General features: G+C 42.2%; 12 protein-coding genes. 6 read left to right on the forward strand and 6 right to left on the reverse strand.

The features are described from left to right. Window positions 1-3 precede the first annotated feature (3 nt). A complete protein-coding gene (locus tag HWQ41_RS26540; RefSeq protein WP_292769817.1) occupies window positions 4-363 on the reverse strand; it encodes a VOC family protein in 360 nt (119 codons plus the stop codon). 167 nt (window positions 364-530) lie between these two features. Between HWQ41_RS26540 and HWQ41_RS26545 the strand changes: the two genes are divergently transcribed. Beyond that, on the forward strand, window positions 531-986 hold the full coding sequence (locus HWQ41_RS26545) for a hypothetical protein (RefSeq protein ID WP_292769851.1): 456 nt from the start codon (window positions 531-533) through the stop codon (window positions 984-986). 457 nt (window positions 987-1,443) lie between these two features. On the opposite strand, the gene HWQ41_RS26550 is transcribed toward HWQ41_RS26545, so the two are convergent. The 3 genes from HWQ41_RS26550 to HWQ41_RS26560 form a co-directional block, all read right to left on the reverse strand. After that, window positions 1,444-1,578 (reverse strand): hypothetical protein, encoded by a 135-nt coding sequence (locus tag HWQ41_RS26550; RefSeq protein ID WP_292769821.1) that lies wholly within the window; start codon window positions 1,576-1,578, stop codon window positions 1,444-1,446. Between the two features lie 69 nt (window positions 1,579-1,647). Continuing rightward, a complete protein-coding gene (locus HWQ41_RS26555) occupies window positions 1,648-3,585 on the reverse strand; it encodes a tetratricopeptide repeat protein (RefSeq protein ID WP_292769824.1) in 1,938 nt (645 codons plus the stop codon). Further along, window positions 3,536-4,879: a P-loop NTPase fold protein gene (locus HWQ41_RS26560; protein WP_292769827.1), complete on the reverse strand. Its 1,344-nt coding sequence runs from the start codon at window positions 4,877-4,879 to the stop codon at window positions 3,536-3,538. Before HWQ41_RS26560 ends, HWQ41_RS26555 begins: the two co-directional genes overlap by 50 nt. Before the next feature lie 214 nt (window positions 4,880-5,093). Here HWQ41_RS26560 and fabG point away from each other — a divergent pair, with 214 nt between their 5' ends. Continuing rightward, entirely contained in the window at window positions 5,094-5,789 is a 696-nt protein-coding gene (fabG, locus tag HWQ41_RS26565; protein WP_292769830.1) for a 3-oxoacyl-ACP reductase FabG, read from the forward strand. Window positions 5,790-6,262: 473 nt separating this feature from the next. Continuing rightward, the gene (locus HWQ41_RS26570) at window positions 6,263-8,269 is read left to right on the forward strand and encodes an adenylate/guanylate cyclase domain-containing protein (RefSeq protein ID WP_292769833.1); all 2,007 of its coding nucleotides are present in this window, start codon (window positions 6,263-6,265) and stop codon (window positions 8,267-8,269) included. 182 nt (window positions 8,270-8,451) lie between these two features. Here the strand turns inward: HWQ41_RS26570 and speY are convergent, their stop codons facing one another. Further along, window positions 8,452-9,627, reverse strand: coding sequence for a deoxyhypusine synthase (speY, locus tag HWQ41_RS26575; protein WP_292769836.1), 1,176 nt, complete (start codon window positions 9,625-9,627; stop codon window positions 8,452-8,454). Between the two features lie 500 nt (window positions 9,628-10,127). On the opposite strand from speY, the gene HWQ41_RS26580 reads away from it, so the two are divergent. Beyond that, entirely contained in the window at window positions 10,128-11,213 is a 1,086-nt protein-coding gene (locus HWQ41_RS26580; protein WP_292769840.1) for an RNA-guided endonuclease TnpB family protein, read from the forward strand. Window positions 11,214-11,368: 155 nt separating this feature from the next. Then, the gene (locus HWQ41_RS26585; RefSeq protein ID WP_292769843.1) at window positions 11,369-12,253 is read left to right on the forward strand and encodes a ParA family protein; all 885 of its coding nucleotides are present in this window, start codon (window positions 11,369-11,371) and stop codon (window positions 12,251-12,253) included. A 248-nt stretch (window positions 12,254-12,501) separates the two neighbouring features. On the opposite strand, the gene ileS is transcribed toward HWQ41_RS26585, so the two are convergent. Beyond that, window positions 12,502-15,453: an isoleucine--tRNA ligase gene (gene ileS / locus HWQ41_RS26590; protein ID WP_292769845.1), complete on the reverse strand. Its 2,952-nt coding sequence runs from the start codon at window positions 15,451-15,453 to the stop codon at window positions 12,502-12,504. A 625-nt stretch (window positions 15,454-16,078) separates the two neighbouring features. Here ileS and HWQ41_RS26595 point away from each other — a divergent pair. After that, on the forward strand, window positions 16,079-16,447 hold the full coding sequence (locus HWQ41_RS26595; RefSeq protein WP_292769848.1) for a cyclic nucleotide-binding domain-containing protein: 369 nt from the start codon (window positions 16,079-16,081) through the stop codon (window positions 16,445-16,447). Window positions 16,448-16,718: the final 271 nt, after the last annotated feature.

Below are 16,718 nucleotides of genomic sequence, written 5' to 3' on the forward strand. Positions count from 1 at the left end.
CCCTCACTGCTGACTAAACTCGATAATATTCCCATCAGGATCTTGAGTAAACAGGGCAGCGCGACCGGAAGCACTGGCTTGAATGGGATAATTATGATTGAGCAACTCTTGTTTAACGGTGTCTAAGTCAGCAACGGAGAAAGCAATGTGGGGATTACGTCCCCATTTTTCGTTTGGGTTTTCCGTGGGGACGGTAGGTGCAACTATCAAGTGAAGTTGATAGTCGCCGACTTGATACCATGCACCAGCGTAGTTTAGGGAACGATCTATTTTGGATAATCCCAATACTGTGCCATAAAAGTGTTCAGAGCGTTCTAAGTCAGTCACAAGAATTGCTGTATGGAGACTTTGGGTAATTTGCATTGTCGGTAAGATGCGATCGCGTTTATTTAAATTTTGACGTAGTTTGAACTCTTGCGGGGAGTGGGGAGTAGAGGGAGATGAGGGGGATGAGGGAGTGAGGAAGATGAATTAATAACCAATGCCCCATGCCTAATGACAAATGACAAACTAAAAAATGAGGATAAATGATGGATGCTCAATTAAGTCTTACAGAAATTAGTGTTGCACGGGAGATTTTACAAGATTACGACCCTGCACAACACGCTTTAAATCACTTGGAAAAACACAATGGCAAAGTTGAAAGCGCTTTTGCGGATTTGTGGATTGAGAAAAATGGGCAACCGTTGATGCAGCAAAGTAAATCACTTTGGCAAGTAACACTAAAGGTATTGCGTGAGGAACTTTGTGGCGATGATGGTTTTCGCGGTCAACTCAAAGAATACAACAAAAATCCAGGGAGTTCGCCCTTGCTGACAGGGTTGATTATCTCACTTGTTGGTGTAGCGACGGCACACGGTTTGGCAATTGATCCAGCGATCGCAACTGTTATTGTTTTATATATCCTCAAAATCGGCTTGAATATTTTTTGCGAATACACCGAACCACCCGTTGGCAATTCTGCAACTCTAGCGCCAGAAAACTGATGTGCTAGTTTGCAAATCATTGCCTTTTTCTGAATGCTTTGTGTATGGCATAGACTTTGACCTCTCTCCAAACCTCTCTCCTAAAAGGCTATGCGTTACCCACATCTTTCTTTACAATCTTGAAACCCATGTTCTATAACCGTCTTAGACACTGAGAATTTAGGCATACTTGACAAATTCGCTTTTAATCTTCTCGCTAAAACTGCGTTTTTATTGAGAATGAACAACGAACGAATCTGGGTTATAAAAACCTGAGTCAATACTCTCGCAAATGTTAAGAAAGATCCGGGTAATGGATAGCCTAAAAGGAGAGAGGCTTTGAATCTTACTCCCCTTCCCTTGTAGGGAAGGGGTTGGGGGTTAGGTCTGTATTGAACTGAACAAGCGCTACTATATTGATGCGATCGCGCTACTTGCTAATGAGTGCATCTTGCCGTTAAGTATTTGCATTGCCGTGTTATCTCAATGCAACCTCTTGCAATTTGATTGTATTGGCTGACAATGCCATTGTATCGGCTGACAATGCCATTGTATCGGCTGACAATGCCATTGTATCGACTGACAATGCCATTGTATCGGCTGACAATGCCATTGTATCGACTTGCTACACCTGCCTAATGAGTATGATCTGGTTGCGCCCCTGTTAAATGCCATCACCCGATCACTCTGGTAATCTCTCTAACGCCTCCCGTGCGATCGCTCCCGAATATTCATCCTTATACTCAACATATATCTCCAACGCTATCTGCAAATGAACCCTCGCCTCTGCGTAGTTTTCTTCTGCTTCTGCAAGCGTTCCTAAACTGTGGTATGTGCGTGCTTGGGAATAGCGATCACCAAATTCGATTTTGATACCCAAAGCTTGTTGGTAATTGCGCCGCGCCTGCTCAAATTCACGCAAATCTTGGGCAACAGCTCCCAAATTGTGGTAAGTGCCAGCAGAAGAATAGCAATCGCCAAATTCGATATCAATAGCCAAAGCTTGTTGGTAATTGCGCCGCGCCTCCTCAAATTCCCGCAAATCTTGGGCAACTCTTCCCAACTGGTGGTAGGTGGTGGCAGAAGAATAGCGATCGCCAAATTCGATTTTAATAGCCAAAGCTTGTTGGTAATTGCGCCGCGCCTCCTCAAATTCACGCAATTTTTGGGCAACTCTTCCCAACTCGTGGTAAGTGCCAGCTTGGGAATAGCGATCGCCAAATTCGATGTAGATAGCCAAAGCTTGTTGGTAATTGCGCCGCGCCTCCTCAAATTCACGCAAATCTTGGGCAACATATCCCAACTGGTGGTAAGTGCTGGCAGAAGAATAGCGATCGCCAAATTCGATGTAGATAGCTAAAGCTTTTTGGTAATTGCGCCGCGCTTCCTCAAATTCACGCAATTCTTGGGCAACTCTTCCCAACTGGTGGTATGTGCTGGCAGAAGAATAGCGATCGCCAAATTCAATTTTGATAGCCAAAGCTTGTTGGTAATTGCGCCGCGCCTCCTCAAATTCACGCAAATATTGGGCAACCATTCCCAACTGGTGGTAAGTGCTAGCTTGGGAATAGCGATCGCCTATTTGTTGTTCAATTTCTAAACACTGTTGATAGAAAGTTGTTGCCTGTGTAAATTGTCTCAAGTCTAGATAAACATTCCCCAGTTTATACAAAGCAGCAATTTCGCCGCGAGAATTCTGAAGTTGCTGTGAAATACTTAAAGATTTTTGATAATAAGCGATCGCTGTATCAAATTGCCTTTGCTGCCCATAAGAATCTCCTAATGTGTTGAGGACTTCAGCATAGAAGGTGGAATCTTGAAACTCATTAGCTATTTTTTCGGCTTCTTCTAAATATTCTCTAGCTTTAATAGGTTCATTCTTACTTAGATACGCGACTCCTAGCTGATGCAAAATATTACTACAGTTGCGGAGGTTTTCTCCTGTCGCCTGATGTCCAGTCGGGTTATATTCCATTAGCAGGCGTTGTAATAAATCGATCCGTTCTTGCTTTTCTGGAGGTTCTAATCTATCTATAATTCTCTCAGTATTTTGAGTCTCATTAATCGCATGATCTTTGGTAACTTGAGGTGTTTGAAACCGAAACATCCCCGATTGCCAAGCCCAAAAATCAGGAGCAAATTTGGCTAACCGAGTCAGCGCATAATCTGGCAGAATAAACAGAATCGGATGAGGAACAGTTCTTTTATAAGCATCTCGGACAAAGTTGAGGTCTTGTAAAACTGGCGGATATTCTCCATAAACACCAATAGACTTTTCTAAACCCTGTACAATCAAGACTAATTTTTTGTTAGGTTCTATCTCAATAGTTGGTAATTTATTGACAATTTCATCCCGGAGAAATCGCAAATTTGCATCAGAAAAACTCAGACTAACAAATTGAATATCCCGACAATCAGGATTTGTCTTTAGCGCCTCAACTAATATTTCTGCATCTGGGGGAAAATTAATTTCTACAAAACCAATGGTAAACTTTTCTGCAAAGTCTACAAAGGTGAGTAATTGAGCAAATATCTCTTGATTAAGCGCGATAAACGCTCCTATTTCTGAGCTAAGGTTGCGCTGCGAGTGCGGATTCGAGGGCTTTCTGGAAGAATTCATTTTGCTTCACCACTGGATTCGGGTAATTCCACCGTTTCTCGCCGTTGTATTCCAAAACGGAAGTGTTAAACAGCATTAACTGACCGATATCATCTTTGCTGACATTCTTGGTGATACACACTTGGGCTAAAAACGTATAATGTTCTTCAGGAATAAACCTTTCAAAACTGAATTGCTGTTGTTTTACAGCATAGATAATATCTTCGGCAATAATTTTGGGATGTTTGCGAGTACTAGCAGTTTGGCAAGCAGTCCGCGTCATCTGCATTAATTGGCGGACATGTCCTCCACTGGCTTTTGCTAAATCTAGCAATTCCTGACGAGATGCAAATACAGCATCAATATCTACCCGCTTTTCAATGACACTGGCAACTGCTTCTAGTCCCGTTTGATTGTAGTTTAAATGGCAGCGATCGCGTTCAAATTCATAAATATTCACCATTGGTACAATATGAGGATTACCATCAAACTGATTGAGTGGATTTTTCGGGGAACAAAGCACAGAAATTGGAACTGTATAAATTATCGTGCAATCTAATTCTTGTAACTGAGCCGCATAATCAAAAAATAAATGTTCTGCAATCGTCGGTGGTACACGATCCATGTTGTCAAAAATAATTAATAAACCCTTATATTGAGGGAATTTTTTTCGGAGTTTAACAAATGCATCTCCTAATAAAAGGTTAATATCTGCTTTCAGACGTGATAGGTCTTTTTCTAAAGTTTGGCGAATAGTAGTTTTTTGCTTATCAGAACCTTTAATTTGTGCCAGTAATTTAACCATCAATTTAGCGATAAATGGAGCTTCTGGTTTTAGAGTCGCTTCTCCTTCAATACTGACAGACCTTTCCACACTTTCTTCGGTTTCTTTAGTAATATCCTTAAACCAAGATTCAAAGTTTCCCAGAAGTTGAGGATCAAATTTTAAACCTAATTTACGCAACTCAAATTCTACTTGTTTAATGACGATTAAATATAAATCTGTATAACGAGCATCATTAATATCTGTTTCTTCGTTAACTTCTAAATAAATTACGTGGTATTGTTTTTCCCATTGGTTTTGAATGCGTTTTAACTCTGTACTTTTGCCACAGCCGCGATGTCCGGTAAACAAAATTGTGCTGAAATCTGCGGGTTCTTGAAAGTCTAAAATCGTACTAACGCTGTCAATTGCTGAAGTTTTGCGAACTGCTGATAAATCAACATAGTAACGCTCCATGTCTGCACCCTCTAGCGGTTCAACATTACAAACTTGAAATGCAGCTTTGAGAGTATTAGCACGCTGGTGATTCATTGGGTTTTGACTAACTTTATAGATATAACTTTCTCAATCTTAAATTTTAGGCGATCGCACTGCAATTTTACATCTGATAAAAGTTTACGTTTTGACGCTCTCTGGTAATAACTTATACATTAATCAACTGGATAACGATATAACCTGAAAAAATTTTACCGGATGGCTGCGATCGCGCTATCTTGAAAAATGAACTTTCAAGTATGTAAAACTGATGAAAGGCAAACAAGTTTTACTCACAGGTGGTACTGGTGGACTAGGTTTAGGTGTGACACCACTGCTTCTCGCCCAAGGTGCAGAGGTGACAATTCCTTATCGGAATCCCAAAGATATTGAACGCCTCAAAAGCATTCTTTCACCCGCTGATTTTGCTAGACTTTCCTTTGTCCCCTCTAATCTTGAGGAGGAAGCCTCGGTAGAAAATCTCATCAACAGCATCGGACGGGTGGATGTGTTAATTCATCTGGTGGGTGGCTTTTCGATGGGAAAAACCCACGAATACAGTTTTTCTAATTGGAAACACGAATTAGATATCAACTTGAATACAACTTTTTTGGTTTGCAAATATAGCCTGAAAAAAATGTTGGAACATGGCTATGGACGCATTGTCACAGTAGGTTCTAAAGCTGCTGTCGAACCTGCTGGACAATTTGCAGCATATTCCGCTGCTAAAGCCGGTGTGGTAGCTTTGACAAAGGCGATCGCTGATGAAACTAAAGATACCAATATCACTGCTAATGTCGTCCTTCCCAGCGTGATTGATACCCCCAATAACCGTCAAGCAATGGGTGCAGAAAATGCTGACAAGTGGGTTAAACCTGAATCCTTGGCACAAATAATCTGCTTCTTAGCTTCAGAAGCTGCTAAAGATATCCGAGGTGCAGCAATTCCTGTCTACGGCAATATTTAGCTGGAATACTCAAAATCTGCATTATTGGTGAATTTGGATTCAGTAACACTAACCTAATTCACCGTTTTGTAGAATACCACATAGGATTAAACTTAAAGATGAAGACCACTATTGAGTAGAAACTGCTCAAAATGCAATGTTATATTCACTTGTCAATCCTCCAAAAGAAATATATTAAAAATATTAAGCAAGGTTATTTATGCCGACTTACTTAATAAAGCTGTCCTACAAGGGGAGCATGAACTGTTTGAATTACAAGCAACTGGACCAGTTTCAGAGAATAATATCCATCTATAGGACTCCTATTTGATTTTTGAACAAGACTCAGTACCGATCTATCCCTTCTTTCCTGTTAAGAGTTCCCTGTTCCCTATTAAGAGTTCCCTGCCCACGCAAGTAAATTCAGGAATCAAACCGGATTCCTATATAGATATATTATCAGCGAACAGGATAAAAATAAATTAGTTGTCCTAATGGAGGATGTTAACGATAGGCTAGTTTTAAAGCAAAACTTAGCACAGCAAACCATTGAAAAAAATCCGCGCTCAACTGCTTTAATCTCATACAAAAATTACATGGAACAAGTAATTACTGCAATGGCAGATGCTTTGTTTATAACCAGTAATTTAGGAAAAATCAAAAAAGTAAATCGTGCTGCTCAACAATTATTTGGTTTTAGTGAAGAAGAATTAATTAATCAACCAATATCAATGATAATTGATGACAATCAAGTATTAATTAAAGCTATTTACCAGAATTCTTATTTTCAGAAAAAATTTCAGAATTTCGAGGTAATTTGTCGAACAAAAAATAGAGAAAAGCGGTTAATTGCTTTTTCTTGTTCAGTCATTCCGAAAAAAATCAAAGGATTAGAAGATATTGTCTATATTGGTCGGGATATTACTGCTCGGCAGCACCGGGAACAGCTTACAAGTACCCAGTATGCTATCACTCGGATATTATCAGAATCCCAGAGCGTAAAGCAGGTAATTCCGCAAGTTTTGCAGTCGATTTGTCAAAATTTGGGATGGGATTTAGGCGAACTTTGGACACCAAGTCAATATATTGGCACTTCGATACAGGGACACAGTATCAATGCAGTACTAAGGTGTGTAGAAATTTGGTCAAGTCGATTAATTTCTGTCCGAGAGTTTAAAGCAATCACCTGGCAAACTACCTATATACCCGGTGTTGGCTTACCTGGTCGAATTTGGATCAGACGTTTGCCCTTGTGGATTCAAGATATCACAGAAGATCGAGACAAAAGGCGATCGCAACCTGCGGCTGAGGCTGGATTGCACGCAGCTTTTGGCTTCCCCATCTTAGACGATAGTGAAATCTTAGGAGTGATGGTTTTCTTTAGCCGGGACGTACAACCAAAAGATAAAGACCTATTGCAAATGGTGGGTTCTATTGGTAGTCAAATCGCCCAGTTTATCAAACGCAAACAAGCAGAAGATGCTCTTGTAGAAAGTGAAGAACGATATCGAGATTTATTTGAAAATGCTAATGACCTGATTCAATCCGTCAATCCATCTGGTCGTTTTTTGTATGTTAATCGTGCATGGCGAGAAACTTTGGGATATAGCGAAGCTGAAATTGCGAATATGAATGTTTTTGATATTATACATCCAGAGTTTAAACAAGACTGTTTGCAAAGGTTTTATCGCGTGCTTTCAGGAGAAAAGTTTGGGCAAGTAAAAGCCGCATTCGTTACTAAAGACGGTCAAACAATCTTTATAGAAGGTAACATTAACTGTAAATTTGTCGAAGGTCATCCAGTTGCGACTCGCGGCATTTTTCGCAATATCACTCAGCGACTAGCAGCAGAAGAAGCGCTGCGCGATCAGCAGAAAGAAACCGAACGTTTATTGCTGAATATTATACCAGCCGCCATCTCCAAACCCTTGAAAGAAAAATCAGCTAACATTGCCGAAGACTTTGCTGATATCACAGTTTTATTTGCAGATATTGTTGGCTTTACCGAAATTGCTGCTTCTATAAGTGCAATTCAACTGGTAAACTTACTCAACCCAATTTTATCAGCTTTCGATCGCCTCACCGAACAACATGGTTTAAAGAGAATCAAGACCATTAATGATGCTTATATCGTAGTTGGCGGCTTACCCACACGCCGCCCAGATCATGCTCAAGCGATCGCTCAAATGGCACTCCACATGCAAACAGCGATCGCTCTATTTAATACTGAGAATAACCAAAACTTTAGCATTCGTATCGGCATCCATAGCGGTACCGTAGTCGCGGGAGTAATTGACCTCAACAACTTTACTTATGATCTTTGGGGAGACACGGTAAACATCGCTAGCTGCATGGAATCCCAAGGTCTTGTCGGTAAAATCCAGGTTACAGAAGATACTTATAAGTCTTTATGTGATCAATTTTTATTTGAAAAGCGGGGCGAAATCGAAGTTAAAAGCAAAGGAAAAATGACAACTTATTTGTTGATTGGACGGAAGTAAAACCTCACCCCAACCCTCTCCTTGGTAAGCAGAGGGAGCAAGAATCTTGTTTCTCATCTGGTATATTTGCAAAATTGTGTCCTGACGGACATCCCTCTCCTTAATAAGGAGAGGGACAGGTTTTGCATAGCAAAACCAGGGTGAGGTTTCTTTGGGCTATTCGATAAATTTTGACGCACTCCCTAGTGAGTATTCGGAATCAGCCGCCCACAAGGATAAGTCGCTGTTTGCTGTGAAGCACTTTCAGCCACTGCTGCTGGAATCTGATCGGATGGTCGGGTTTTGGCTGCTAGATAGTCTTTTTGCAGTTTGTCCAAAATGGCTTCTCGCCTGTCGTAGATTCGCTTCAGGGGACGAGGCTGGCACTTATTCAAGACGTATGCTGTCACCAGTGGTAGCGCGATCGTGCTATCGGTATAACAAACAATTGTGTTAGGTAACTCTTCCGGGTCAATCTTACCCCAGCTGACGGCTTCCGATGGGGTTGCTCCAGACAAACCGCCTGTATCTGGACGCGCATCGGTAAACTGCACAAAGAAATCGTGTCCTCGTTCTTCTAGTCCCAATACTTCGTGAAGTTGCGGTTGGGTTTGTAGCAAAAAGTTTTTGGGACTACCGCCACCGAGAATTACAGCTGCACTTTTTCCTCCTGATTCACGCGCATTATATGCGATCGCAGCCGTCTCATTTACGTCAATTGATGGATCTATCACCAACTGCGAACCTTCCAAAGCTAAAGCCGCCACATTCATCCCAATTGAACTATCTCCTGGAGAAGACGTATATATAGGTACGCCATACTCATAAGCTGTCGCCAGCAAGCAGGAATGCTCCACACCCAGCTGCTTTTCTACTTCCCGAACATACTTACCCAGTAAATGGTGAAACTCAGCAGTTCCCATCCGCTTCTGAAACGCTTCCCCTTGCAAAATCTTGCGGATAAACGCATCGGTTTCCAGCAGCACATCGTAACCAAAGATAATGTCATAAATGCGAATAGTGCCTTCCTGGCGCAGTTTCACATCATCCAAAAACGGATTACCAGCAAAGAGTTCAAAACCCAAACCGTAGTGCATATCGTGGTAAAGATTTGCACCAGTGCTAATCATCCAGTCAATAAAACCGTTGCGAATTAAGGGCGCAAGTGCTGAAACCCCAAATCCTGCTGGTGTCATCGCACCGGAAAGGCTAACTCCCACCGTGACACCTTCCTTTAGTACATCACGACTCAGAAGTTGGCAGATTTCCCGCAACCGCGCTGAGTTGTAGGCGGTGAAGTATTGATCAATCAAATCCACCACATTGATATCATTTGATATCGGTGTCGGTGCAATTTTTTGACCCAGCTGTTTAGACATTTTGGCACTCCCGAACTAGTAAACACGCCCGAATCTAATGTTATCTAGCTTTCAACCAAAGTGACAGCAATTTACAGCTGTTTTCAGGTAAATAAACTACAACTGAGACGGGGAGTAGGGAGTGGGGAGTTGGGAGTGGGGAGTTGGGGGTAACAAATGAGTTTGCGAAAATATTAAATTTAATGGAAGATTTAATAGATCGAGATAGGTGTACGCTACCTAGATGGGCTAAACTAAATTGCGAAATGTTTACCTATAACTATTTAATCTTGCTTATCGTGAGTGAGTTTTTCGTTTCTATCAATTATTTCATGGAGGAACATTTTCAGTATTTCTTGCCAACCAGGAATAGCCATAACTTTTTCCCTAATACAAGAGTGAAACCTTCAACTCAAGAGGAGTTTTGTCATAGGCTAGTTTTTTCTGTGGTTTAAATTTTATAGTCGCCATACTTCCATATTGTGTGGTATGGGAGACATTGTGGCATGAGGGTTAGATAAATGCTCTTAGGTTTCAAAACCGAGTTGAAACTAAATAACTTACAGCGTACTCACCTATTGCAACATTGCGGTGTGTCGCGCCATGCTTGGAATTGGGGACTCGCGCTCACAAAACAAATACTTGACCACAATCAAATTAACCCAACCGAGAAGATAAAGTTTCCTAGTGCTATTAACCTACATAAGTGGTTAGTAGCGCTAGTGAAACCTGAATGTCCGTGGTATTATAACTCTGCTAAATCGACACCACAGGAAGCATTAAGGTCGTTGAGAACTGCTTGGGACAGATGCTTTAAAAAGACTTCTGGCGTTCCAAACTTTAAGAAAAGAGGACTGAGCGATCGCTTTGCGATTGAAGGTGCTATCAAAGTGATTGGTTCCAACAAAATCCAAGTGCCGAAAATTGGCATCCTCAAAACCTACGAGCGATTACCGCAAGTCAATCCCAAGTCAGTATCAATATCTCGGCAAGCAAAGAAATGGTTTATTAGTTTTAGATTTGATGTTGAGGAAAAACAGTCCCCCAACACGAGTATTGTCGGGGTGGATCTCGGAGTCAAGGTGCTAGCAACCCTTTCTAGTGGGGAGGTATTCATCGGTGCAAAATCCTACAAGAGATTTGAAGCAAAACTCTCTCGAATGCAATGGGTGCATCGCCATAAAGTTAAGGGTTCTGCCAACTGGAAAAAGGCACAGCTAAACATTGCTAGGCTGCACGCAAAAATAGCGAATATCCGCTCATGTACATTACATAAACTCACCACACTACTAGCCAAGAACCACGGCACAGTAGTAATTGAGGATTTAAATGTCTTGGGCATGATGGCTAACCATAAGCTAGCTAAGGCAATTGCTGACATGGGCTTCTTTGAGTTTCGCCGTCAGTTGACCTATAAGTGCCAACTGTACGGATCTAAACTTGTGGTAGTTGATAGATGGTTCCCTAGTAGCAAAACCTGCTCAAATTGCAGCACTAAAAAAGAAACACTTTCTTTAAGTGAAAGAGTGTTTGAGTGTGGACATTGCGGTTTTGTGATTGATCGTGATCTGAATGCGGCAGTGAATTTGTCAAGAGTCGCCAGTTAGGTGATGCTAGCCTATGGACTGGTAGATGCCGACATCTCCAGGGTGAAGTAGGAAGTAAATGCTAAATTTATCTACAATCTTTCTCGCAGGAGATTGGTTTAGGTAACTTTAGATAAATTTTATGTAACGGAATGCGTCAACAGAGGACTCAGCCAATGGGATATGTAATTGCTACTGCAAATATGAAAGGTGGCGTTGGTAAAACCACCCTCACCGTCAACTTAGCTACCTGTTTAGCTAAAAATCATGGCAAGCGCGTGCTTGTCCTTGATTTAGACAGCCAAATTAGCGCCACACTCAGTTTGATGTCACCTTTAGATTTTGCCAAGCGTCGTAAACAAAGTAAGACATTTAGGTATCTAATAGACGAAGTTATCAATCCAGACCCACAAGCAAAACTGACAATTCAAGATATCATTCAATCCCAGGTTTGTAATCTTCCAGGACTAGATTTATTACCAGGAGATATCGACTTGTATGATGAATTTGTTGTCTCAGAAATGCTTCATCAACAAGCAACTGCTTTGGGTGAACAGGACTTTGAAATGATTTGGAATCGTTTTGAAAGAGTCTTGATTAATAACATCTTAAAACCAGTACGTCAAGAATATGATTTTATCCTTCTCGATTGTGCACCGGGCTATAATCTATTGACTCGTAGCGCTTTAGCCGCCAGCGATTTCTACATACTTCCTGCTAAACCAGAACCTTTATCTGTAGTGGGTATTCAACTGCTGGAAAGACGCATTGCCCAATTAAAAGACAGTCACGGACATGAAAGCAAGATAGATATAAAAATGCTGGGAATTGTATTTAGTATGTCCAGCGCTAACCTTCTCACTGGCAGATACTATAAACAAGTGATGCACCGCGTTGTTGAAGATTTCGGTGTAGAAAAAATTTGTAAGGTACAAATACCAGTTGATGTTAATGTTGCTAAGGCTGTTGATAGTTTTATGCCAGCTGTTTTAATTGCTCCCCAATCAGCTGGTTCAAAAGCGTTTTTTCAGTTAACTCAGGAGTTGTTGCAAAAGCTTTAATTTAAAGTGAGGAGTTATCAGTTATGAGTTACAGCAGTTTTCATTTAATTGAACCACATATGTTGTAGGGGCACAGCATTGCTGTGCCCCTACCGCCTGGTCTATTTATCTGAAAATTGCTGTAAGTAGATAGACAAAAATATTTACAGTCCTTGTGAACGCTCTATTCGCAATCACATTGTATAATTAATTATGTCCGACTACTTATGAGTTATGGATTTTTATTCCTAACTCCTAACTCCTAACTTTTAGAACTCTCCGGCTAAGGCTGCAACACATCGATCGCAAATTAGGGGATGTTCTTTTGATTCTCCCACATGAATGGAGTAGTTCCAACAGCGATCGCATTTTACCCCGTCTGCTTTCACTACCCCAATTTCCCAGTCTTCCGTCTGCGCTGTATATTCTAATCCTTGCAACCCTTGAGCAGAATCTAATAATTCCACTTGGGAAGTCAGGAACAAATACCGTAGTTCATCCACACCGTTACCGTTAACAGGGTTAAAGGCTTTGATAGCATCGCCTAATTGTTTGTGAGGTACATAAATCAAAGCTTTCGCTTCCAGGGAAGAACCAATTAGTTTTTCTATCCTGGCTTGTTCTAATACCTTATTAACATCGGTGCGGAGTTGTCGCAGCGCTGACCAAAATTCTGCTAATTCAGGATTACGCCATTTTTCCTCTACCTGTATCCAACCGGCTTCAAACACCGATTTGTAAGGTGTTTTGTAGGGGAGATATTGCCAGATATCTTCGGCGGTGTGGCATAATACTGGAGCGATCGCTCGTGCTAAATTATCTATTGCTATCTTCAGCACCGTTTGACAACTGCGACGGCGGAAAGCATCGGTTGCACTGATGTACAGTCTATCTTTGCCAACATCTAAATAAAAGTTGGATAAATCCACCACGCAGAAATTCTGCACTGTTTGGAAAAAACGGAAGAATTGGAAACTCTCAAAAGCTTCCGTCACTTCTTCAAACACCTCGGTGATGCGGTGCAGCATATAACGGTCAAGTTCTGGCAATTCCTCGAAAGGTACTGCATCTTTTTCCGGGTCAAAATCGTGCAAGCTACCCAACAAAAACCGCGCCGTATTGCGAATTTTGCCTCTGACATCATTCAGCTGCTTAATGATATTTTTGCCAATGCGGACATCGCCGGAGTAATCTACCGATGATACCCACAGCCTCAATACGTCTACACCATAGGCCGGTTCTGCTTTTTGATTTTTCCCGCCTTCAATGATTATATTTGGGTCAACCACATTTCCTTCTGACTTACTCATCTTCCGCCCTTGTTCGTCCAAAGCGAAGCCGTGAGTTAGCACAGTTTTATAAGGCGGAATGTCATTCACTGCTACACTCGTGAGTAAGCTTGACTGGAACCAACCGCGATGCTGGTCGGAACCTTCCAAATAGATATCAGCCGGGTAGCGTAACTCTGGACGTTGTTTGGCGACAGCTGCCCAAGATGAGCCAGAATCAAACCATACATCCATTGTGTCAGTACCTCTGCGGTAAGACTTACCATTTTGACGATAGGATTCTGGTAATAACTCCTCAACCGACAGTTCCCACCAAGCATCAGAACCTTTTTCAGCGATAATTCCTTGAACGTGGTTGATAATTTCTTCATTCAGCAATGGTTCTCCCGTGGCTTCGTCGTAGAAAACGGGAATTGGTACACCCCAACTCCGCTGACGGGAGATACACCAATCGGAACGTTCCGCCACCATTGGGGTGATGCGATTTTCACCTTGGGCTGGAATCCATTTTACCGTGGCGATCGCCTTTAATGCTTCTTCTCTAAATCCCTCCACAGAAGCAAACCATTGTTCAGTCGCGCGGAAAATCGTCGGCTTCTTCGTCCGCCAATCATAGGGATACTTGTGGGGATATGCTTCTTCCTTTAACAAAGAACCAGCCAACCTTAAGGCATCAATTACCGCCTGATTCCCATCACCCAGCACATTTAACCCCGCAAATTCTCCCGCTTCTTCGGTAAAATTGCCATTGTCATCCACTGGCGCAAGGATAGGCAAACCGTAACGCAGACCAACAATGTAATCTTCTTGACCATGACCGGGGGCAGTATGTACCAACCCAGTACCCGACTCAGTAGTAATGTAATCACCGCCGACTACAATCGGACTTTCGCGGTCAAATAGAGGATGACGGTAAGTAGTATGTTCTAAATCATTCCCCTTAAACGTGGCTTTTAGAGTTAACTCAATTCCCAACGTTGAAGATAAACGTTCCACCAAATCAGCAGCAACGATGAGATAGCGGAACCTCATCCCTTCAGTCCCCCTCTCCGTTAACGCAGAGGCGGAAGCTACTTCTTCACTCCCCCTCCCTGCTTGCGGGGAGGGGGTTGGGGGGTGGGGTTCCACTTCCACCACTGCATAATTCAAATCTGCATTCACCGCCACAGCCAAATTCGCCGGAATCGTCCAAGGTGTAGTTGTCCAGATGGCCACACCCAAATCTGACTGATATTCCGCCAACAGTGGTTTTACAGCTGACGCCAAACCTGTGATGGGAAAAGCTGCATAGATACTGCGGGAAATGTGACCTTCAGGATATTCCAACTCAGCTTCAGCCAAAGCGGTTTTAGAACTCGGACTCCAGTGAACCGGCTTCAAACCGCGATAGATGTAGCCTTTTAAGAACATCTGACCAAACACGCCAATTTGCGCCGCTTCATATTCCGGCTTCAGAGTTAAATAAGGGTTGTCCCAATCCCCCCAAATACCGTAGCGTTTAAAATTTTGACGTTGGTCTTCTACCACCGCTAAAGCAAATTCTTTCGCTTTCTGCCGCAGTTGTAAAGGCGTTAAATTTTGCCGTTCTGCTGACTTCATGTTCTGCAAAACTTTCAACTCAATTGGCAAACCGTGACAATCCCAACCAGGGACGTAACGAACTTTACGCCCTTGTAGCAGTTGGTAGCGGTTAATAATATCTTTGAGAATTTTATTTAAAGCGTGACCAATATGGAGAGAGCCATTAGCGTAGGGAGGCCCATCATGCAGTATAAATAATTCGCCGGGATTATTTTCGGAGAGGCGATCGTAAATTTTATTATCTTCCCAAAATTTTTGGATTTCCGGCTCCCGCTTGATGGCGTTTGCCCGCATCTCAAAGTTAGTCTTGGGTAGGTTTACAGTATCTTTGTAACTTCCTGATTCGGTCACAGTCTCATGCCTAGAATTAGGTGTGCAGGTTTTATTAATTATAGAAGATGACATGAAAACCAAAATTTGCTATTTTACTCACCTTTACAACGTGAGTTCGATAAACCTCTCCCTGCCTTGAACAAAAGTTCAAGTCTGTCTCTTTGGGAGTCGGCTACGGTGTACACACAAGTCTTCTAACATTGTCCCACTGGCTTTTGATCCCCCCAACCCCCCTTAAAAAGGGGGGCAAAAAACCTTCAAAGTCCCCCTTTTTAAGGGGAGCCACTGCGTTGGGCGGCTCTGCCGACTTGAAGCACGTGGCGTGGATTTAGGGGGATCTAGAACTTTTTGCTACCGATAAGAGAACTTTTCAAACATCCTCTCAGAGAGGGGCGGTTTTGCATACTAAAACCTCTTAGAGGTCTTTTTTTACAGCTAATTTTAGATGGACACCATATAACTCGTAGAACTCACTTACCACGATTTTCCGCTTTGCCTGATCAAATTGACTGTCAACCAGGGGACTAATCAGGAATTTTGCGGAGCTTGAGAGTTAATCAACAGAAAGTAGTATACTTTTCTGGGTTCGCCTAAAGCTATCAAAAAGTTTCGTTAAAAAAAAAATAATTTTGGGGTTGCTCTAATGCTAAGTCCTGTAGTAACAGTCAGTATTTTTCAAAAACAATCCGACCCTAAAGTATTTTCGGCAGGCCAAGTCATCTTTGAAGATGGACAGTCTGGGGATGAAATGTACGGCATTCTGGAAGGAGAGGTGGATATATTAGTCAATGGCAAAGTTGTTGAAACCATTGAGACGGGCGAAGTTTTTGGTGTCGGGATACTGATAGGAGTCAAAAATAGAACTTATACAGCTATTGCCAAGGTAGATAGCAAATTGGGTTTCCTTGATGAGAACGGGTTTCTGTTTGCCGTTCAGGAAACACCCATGTTTGCCCTAAAGGTGATGAAAAGTTACTCAGAGCGTCTGAATCGCTTGCAGCAGATGGTCTAAAGCACTTTAGGAGGCAGGGGCAGAAGGGTGCAATGACCAGACATAGGTGTGAAAAGACGTAGGCACAATTCATGAATTGTGTTTACCAAGGATTTCGGGTAACGCGGTCTTTTCCCAAGTGGCTTTTCTGGCTTCTGCCTTTTTGGTGAAAGATGCAAGATTTATCGGAGGTAGTAATGGCGCGTAAACGGTTGATTATTGAGATGGGGATGGGAATGTGCGAATCGTTGGCTAGAAACTAAGATCCATTAGGGTCTGGAGGATTAGCCGC

This window comes from Nostoc sp. NOS(2021) (genome assembly GCF_017115025.1).
Taxonomy (GTDB): domain Bacteria; phylum Cyanobacteriota; class Cyanobacteriia; order Cyanobacteriales; family Nostocaceae; genus Nostoc.

What these genes read in the sequence shown, in the direction of transcription:
- HWQ41_RS26595 (WP_292769848.1), top strand. Translation starts at nt 16,079, where the DNA reads ATGCTAAGTCCTGTAGTAACAGTCAGTATTTTTCAAAAACAATCCGAC.
- HWQ41_RS26555 (WP_292769824.1), bottom strand. Translation starts at nt 3,585, where the DNA reads ATGAATTCTTCCAGAAAGCCCTCGAATCCGCACTCGCAGCGCAACCTT.
- HWQ41_RS26545 (WP_292769851.1), top strand. Translation starts at nt 531, where the DNA reads ATGGATGCTCAATTAAGTCTTACAGAAATTAGTGTTGCACGGGAGATT.
- HWQ41_RS26570 (WP_292769833.1), top strand. Translation starts at nt 6,263, where the DNA reads ATGGAGGATGTTAACGATAGGCTAGTTTTAAAGCAAAACTTAGCACAG.
- HWQ41_RS26550 (WP_292769821.1), bottom strand. Translation starts at nt 1,578, where the DNA reads ATGGCATTGTCAGCCGATACAATGGCATTGTCAGTCGATACAATGGCA.
- fabG (WP_292769830.1), top strand. Translation starts at nt 5,094, where the DNA reads ATGAAAGGCAAACAAGTTTTACTCACAGGTGGTACTGGTGGACTAGGT.
- HWQ41_RS26560 (WP_292769827.1), bottom strand. Translation starts at nt 4,879, where the DNA reads ATGAATCACCAGCGTGCTAATACTCTCAAAGCTGCATTTCAAGTTTGT.
- HWQ41_RS26580 (WP_292769840.1), top strand. Translation starts at nt 10,128, where the DNA reads ATGCTCTTAGGTTTCAAAACCGAGTTGAAACTAAATAACTTACAGCGT.
- speY (WP_292769836.1), bottom strand. Translation starts at nt 9,627, where the DNA reads ATGTCTAAACAGCTGGGTCAAAAAATTGCACCGACACCGATATCAAAT.
- HWQ41_RS26585 (WP_292769843.1), top strand. Translation starts at nt 11,369, where the DNA reads ATGGGATATGTAATTGCTACTGCAAATATGAAAGGTGGCGTTGGTAAA.
- HWQ41_RS26540 (WP_292769817.1), bottom strand. Translation starts at nt 363, where the DNA reads ATGCAAATTACCCAAAGTCTCCATACAGCAATTCTTGTGACTGACTTA.